Source organism: Vibrio sp. V08_P9A1T1 (assembly GCF_963874405.1).
Taxonomy (GTDB): Bacteria; Pseudomonadota; Gammaproteobacteria; order Enterobacterales; family Vibrionaceae; genus Vibrio; species Vibrio anguillarum.
Window position 1 is genome coordinate 1 of record NZ_CAWNIB010000103.1, and the last position, 6,209, is coordinate 6,209.

A 6,209-nucleotide genomic window follows, 5' to 3' on the forward strand; every position below is an offset into this window, starting at 1 on the left:
ACGGTTATGTGCTAAACCTATAAGAGTAGGAATATTGTCAATATAGAGAGATAAGCGATGGATCTGTTTGCGGATTTTCGACAAGAGACTCAACCAAAGAGTGAAGAGAGTCATGAACTTAGTGTTGAAAATAAGCCATGGCGAGTACTGCTGGTGGATGATGATGAGCAGATGCACCAGATCACTCGTTTAGCACTAAGAGGTTTTTCATTTCAAGGACGACCGCTAGAGCTCTTGTCTGCCATGTCTGGCATTGAAGCCAAAGAGCTCATCAGAACAAAGCAAGATATTGCGTTGGCATTAGTCGATGTTGTCATGGAGACCGAAAATGCAGGTTTGGAATTGGTAAAATATATTCGTGAAGAGTGTAGGAATAAAATTATTCGTTTAGTGCTGCGCACGGGTCAAGCAGGACAAGCCCCTGAAGATACGGTCATCCAAGAGTATGAAATCGATGACTATAAAGAGAAAACAGAACTTACCACACAAAAACTCAGAACCCTGCTCTATTCGATGTTGCGATCTTATCGGGATCTCTGTTTGATAGAAGAGCAGAAAGAGGGGCTTAAACGCGTAATTGAAGCCTCAGCGAAGGTACAAAATACTACCACCTTGCAAGCTTATGCTGAATCGGTATTAAGTCAACTCACCTCCTTGTTAAAGCTTCACGCATCTGCTTTTTACTGCATCGTTCAGCCTAAGTCAGATGGTGAAGGTTCGTGTGCTTTAACGCTCGCGGCTATTGGAGGATTTGTCGATTTTTATTCTGATTGTGATTTCTCGCGCTTACCTTCGGAAGTGGCTAAGCGTTGTCTTCTTGCTTTGCAGACCAAAATGTCTCATAGCTATGATGATGCTTCTGTACTGTATATGACAGACAGCCGTGGCGTAGAGAATCTACTCTATATCAATTTACTTGAGCGCTTGTCTGAAAACGATGAACGTCTACTTGAAATCTATATGCATAATATTGGGCTGACTTTTGAGAACTTGAACTTACAGCTTGATTTACGCGAAACATCGAGGGAGCTTGTTTATAACTTAGCCAATGCCGTCGAAGCCAGAAGCAAAGAAACAGGGGCTCACGTACAGCGTGTTTCTCTGATCTGTGAAAAATTAGCCACATTAATGACCCTACCTGAGCAGGATATTTATATGATTAAAAATGCGTCACCCCTGCACGATGTAGGTAAAGTGGCGATCCCTGATAGTATTCTTCATAAACCAGGGAAATTGGACGCTCAAGAATGGGCGATCATGCAAAAACACGTTGAATACGGTGTTGATATCTTAAGTCGTTCAAAACGCAGTTTAATTATCAAAGCGAAAGAGATTGCCGGTTCTCACCATGAAAAATGGGATGGAAGCGGTTACCCAAACCAATTAGCTGGTGAAGGCATTCCTATCAGTGGCAGAATCACCGCATTAGCTGATGTGTTTGATGCTCTTGGTTCTAAACGCAGTTATAAAGATGCTTGGCCGGAAGAGGCGATCAAGCAAGAAATTGTTGTGCAAAAAGGAAAGCATTTTGACCCCATGTTGGTTGATTTGATGCTGGCGCATTGGGATGATTTCATTGCCATTCGAGATCAACACCCAGATTAATAAATTTCTCCATCTTGCTTGTCGACAATGCAACGATTGAATGCAACGATTGATTGGCATCTTTAATGCCTTTTCTTTTGATCGGAACTCAGTGTGACCTCGCTGAGTTCAAGTGCTTTGGGTAGAGTAAAGACGTAATGTACACCTTGACCCACATTGGAATTAAATTGAAGTTTCCCCTTCAATTTCTGAGTGGCAAGGTTGAACACAAGATTTAAGCCAAGACCGGATCCTCCTCTACCTCTTTTGCTGGTAAAGAATGGCTCAAAGATTTTATGGTGCAGTTTAGGTTCAACACCACAACCATTATCTTTATATTCTAAGAGGATATTCTCTCCTTCCTGTTGGAACGCAATGGTTATTATGGGGTTTTTCTCATCACTAAAAGCGTGGTTGACGCTATTCATTACTAAGTTCGAGACAATTTGAGTGAGGACGCCTGGTAAGCTATTCATTGTGAGTCCGACATCTCCCTCTAGTTGTGGGATGACTGGAATTTTCCTAGTTTCAGGATGTAGGCTAGCGATCAACGCGCTTAATACTTGGTGGATCGAGAATTGACTACGACTCTCAGATACCTGATCGACCGCTGTTTGTTTAAAGTCTCGGATCAGTTTGGCAGCACGATTTAAGTTGCTTTCAAGCATCGTATTGGTTTCATTCATTCTCTGCATCAATTCAGAAAACTGCTGGCTTGTAAGCGTTTGGTTGGCGAAGGCGGTATTTAGCTCTTGTGTGACCTCAATGATTACCGAACTTGCGGTCACCGCGATACCCAATGGCGTGTTGACTTCATGTGCCACCCCTGCAACTAAACCACCTAAAGCCGCTAATTTCTCAGATTCAATCAACTGTGTTTGCGTGGCTTTTAGTTGCTCAATACTGTTTTCCAGATCGCAGGTTCGTTTGGCGACTTGACGCTCTAAGTTTTGGTTGAGTTTTTGTAGTTCAAGCTGAGCCAGTTTTAGCTCGGTAATATTAATGGCAGTGCCCCGTAACCCGAGAAACATATCCTCCTCATAGCGTGCTACCGCTTGAAACATCAGATAGTGCTTACAATCATTGATGATAATCGTCTCTTCACACATTGAAAATGAGCAGTGTTTAGTAATGGATTGGAGTAATTTTTTCATATATCTCAGTGAGTCAACCTCTGAAAGTAGTGGCTTGCTATTTTCACTGATCTCTAAAGCTTGACGCATGGATTCGGAAGTGTAAATCAATCTGTCAGTACTATCCGTCTCCCATAACCAGTCTGATGAGACGTCCGTAAAATCGGCTAATCGTTCTTGTTCAAGTTTTATATTGCTGTACAACGTAGTTACATTTCCGGTGATTTTATTAGTCTCATCGGCCAGCCAAGTGAGTTCATCGTTATGCCCCATAATCCATTTCTTATGAGGAAGTTTTAGTGGTTTTGGTGGATGGCGAGGGTTGTATTTGCGTAAGTATTGAGCAATGGCGAAGACTCGTCGATTTACGCTCTCATGGAAAATCATCAAAATAGCGTAACAAATAAAGGCAGTCTTAATCGCGTTCACGACCAATATCAGTAGAAACTGCTTGATTAAGTAGTTGTAGATTTCTTGGGCATTAGACTCAACGTAGATCTCACCAATCTGCTCTTTGGCTTCCGTTTTTGGGTTGATATAAAGCATGGGATAACGGTGTGCGACTAATTGCTCCGTCACTTTTTCCCCCGCACTGAACTGATAGCTGTCAGATGTGACTTCCAAATAATTAATTTTAGGTAAATTCACTAAGCCATCTAAACGTTGTTGAAGTGTTAAGAGATCATAATTCCATAAAGAAGCGGCAAGCAATTCGGCATGAACGAATTCTATTTCGTGATGACGCTGAGCCACATCATCGAACTCCCTGTCATAGTCGAAATATGTTTGTGCTAACGTTGTCATCAGGGTGACAGCCCCACTCAAAATGACAAGAAAAAAAATGATCCTGCGACCAATACGACTCGATAGTGGGTTATCAATGCTTTCATTAAATGTTCGGCTTTTGTTCATCCTGCTTCTCATTTTTTTGAGTGATAATTTGAGTATAGATGTCACATGGGAAGTGTGAATAACATCTTATTGACTACACTATAAAAAAATAGCCGAATCATTGGAGGCAGTTCATGCGTTGGATATGGATATTGTGTTTTATAAGTGTGCCCGTTATGGCGGGAAAAGTACTCTTAATAGAGAGCTACGAGCAAGGTTATGAATGGGACGCTAGCTATGTATCCGCCCTTAAGCAGTCGTTAACGCCTGCGCATGAACTGCATACCTTTGAGATGGACACCAAACGGGTACCAGCGAGCCGTTATTCACAAATCGCCGAACAAGCCTTTAGCCGATATCAGCAACTGAAACCACAGGTGGTGGTTTTAGGTGACGACAATGCGTTGGTTTATATGCTGCCGAAACTCTACAACGAGCCAATCTCAATCGTGTTTCTGGGGATTAATTCCAACCCACGAAAATTCATGGCTCAATACCAAGGGCAAGCCAAAGTGACTGGTATTTTAGAGCGCCCCCTCTATGTGAAAACCATGGGAGAAATTGGCCGGATGCTCGATAAAGATAAGCGTAAAGTATTGGTGTTATTTGATTCGGGTAGTACGGCGAGTATTGCGTTGGAATTTATGCAAACCCAAGCGAGTATGATTGAAAAGAATTTAGGCATTGCGACAGAGATAGCTTCGGTGGCGACGGAGAAAGAATGGCAGACAAGAATAAGCACAGCTAAAGAGCAAGGATTTGGCGCCATAGTCGTGGGGCTTTACCAAACCTTGGTCGATGAGAGCGAAAATAATGTGCCAGCGGATACTGTATTAACGTGGACAAACCAACATACAGAGGTTCCTTTATTTGGTTTTTGGGATTTTTCGATCGGTGCGGGCAAAGCGGCTGGGGGTGTAGTGTTAGCCGGTCGTGACCAAGGCGAAATGGCGGGTAAAACGGTGTTACGCATTTTAAATAATAATGAAGACGCAAGCCGCATTCCTATCCAAATCGGCCAGCAAGGGCGTGCTATTTATCATCAGGGCGAAATGTCACGCTGGGGGTTAAGCGCACCGGAAGGATGGATGAAGATTGACTGACTTTGCTATTGAATTGTCGAATCCAGCGTTACGTCTAAAATAAAAAAAGCAAATAAAAAAGCAGAGAGGCGGGTACCTGTCTGCTTTTTCTTCATTACAGTTTATTAAACAGCCAATGGCATTTCATTTGATGGATCATGTTTACTGTAAACACGAATCAAACCAACCACAGCAAACACAGACATCAACAGCATCAATGCGCCAAGTGGCATCTGGTCATGAGCTGGAATAGCCGACGCTAAAAGGGTGGCTAAACCAGCCCCAAGGTTTTGCATACCGCCTAACACAGCACCTCCTGTTCCTGCATGGTAAGGCAGTGGTGTTAACGCTCCAGTGGTCGCTGCGGGAAAGAGAATGCCTGCACCGAGAAAATAGACGGTGGCACCACCAATTAATGTCAATGCGCTGGTTTGCCCCAACACTCCAGGAACAAACACCACCAATGAACCTAATGCTATTGCTACCAATCCCACATACAAGGCGCTTTTTTCGTTGAAGTTCAACGCAATAACACTCGATAGCGCCGCACCAACTAAATAACCAGGGATCGGTAAGACAAACAATAAGCTGACGGTGGTGGCAGGCAGTTGCAAAACGCCACCAAGTAATACACCTGCAGCGGCTTCAAACACCGCGACACCAGAGAAAGTCGCCACGAGACAAATTAAATACCCTTGGAAACGTTTGTCACTCAGCACATAGCGATAGCTGTTTGCAACCGATTCGTGTCTGCGAGCCGCTTTAGGCAATGTTTCTACCATACTCGTCATCATAGTGATCACCACGGCAATCGCGAATAGGGATAAAAATAAGTAACTAGAGCGCCAGCCAAAACTTTCTGTTAAGTACCCACCAAGAACAGGAGCAATGAGTGGTGAAAAAATAACGCACATGCTGATAAGGCTATTGGCCTTATGTAATTCTGCTCCTGAAAAACAGTCTCGAGTAAGGGTTCGAGACATTGCGCCACCACACCCAATGCCAAGCCCTTGAATAAAACTACCGACCAAAAACCAATCGTATTGGTGAGCAAATAATGCGAGTAGCGATCCTGCAATATAAATCAGCAACCCAGCGATAATAATCGGTTTGCGTCCTAGACGGTCTGACAATGGACCATAGACAAATTGTGATAGTCCATAAGGGATTAAATAACATGCCATGACCGCCTGCAGTGATGCAGGAGAAACTAAAAATTCTCCCGCCATATGGCCAATGGACGGGACGTACATCGTTTGTGTCATTTGGCCGACAGCGGTCAAAATCGCAATTAAAAATGTGAGTTTCACTAACGGAAACGATGCGGACATGGTCTATCTCCTGCACAATAGTGCAACTACGAAATATAATTAATATGAATAATGAAACTAATGGCCAGCGTTAAAAGTATCGCTCTTTCGGCGCGAGATATTAGTGAGGCTAGGCGCTTTTATCAATCTAAAAGTGTGAAGTTGAGCAAGATAAAAATCTATGATTTGAATTAGAAAAACTAATCATT

4 protein-coding genes are annotated in these 6,209 nt (G+C 43.1%); 2 read left to right on the forward strand and 2 right to left on the reverse strand.

Annotation, left to right across the window (positions count from 1 at the left end; all coding sequences use genetic code 11):
- The first annotated feature begins 57 nt into the window (after positions 1–57).
- Positions 58–1,605, forward strand: coding sequence for a DUF3369 domain-containing protein (locus tag AACT21_RS05205; RefSeq protein WP_088729401.1), 1,548 nt, complete (start codon positions 58–60; stop codon positions 1,603–1,605).
- 62 nt (positions 1,606–1,667) lie between these two features.
- Here AACT21_RS05205 and AACT21_RS05210 read toward each other — a convergent pair whose 3' ends face one another.
- Complete coding sequence (locus AACT21_RS05210; RefSeq protein ID WP_254917234.1) at positions 1,668–3,629, reverse strand: PAS domain-containing sensor histidine kinase; 1,962 nt, start codon at positions 3,627–3,629, stop codon at positions 1,668–1,670.
- A 113-nt stretch (positions 3,630–3,742) separates the two neighbouring features.
- Between AACT21_RS05210 and AACT21_RS05215 the strand changes: the two genes are divergently transcribed.
- Complete coding sequence (locus AACT21_RS05215; protein WP_094164628.1) at positions 3,743–4,711, forward strand: ABC transporter substrate-binding protein; 969 nt, start codon at positions 3,743–3,745, stop codon at positions 4,709–4,711.
- 104 nt (positions 4,712–4,815) lie between these two features.
- Here AACT21_RS05215 and emrD read toward each other — a convergent pair whose 3' ends face one another.
- Positions 4,816–6,021, reverse strand: coding sequence for a multidrug efflux MFS transporter EmrD (emrD, locus tag AACT21_RS05220; RefSeq protein ID WP_013868437.1), 1,206 nt, complete (start codon positions 6,019–6,021; stop codon positions 4,816–4,818).
- Positions 6,022–6,209: the final 188 nt, after the last annotated feature.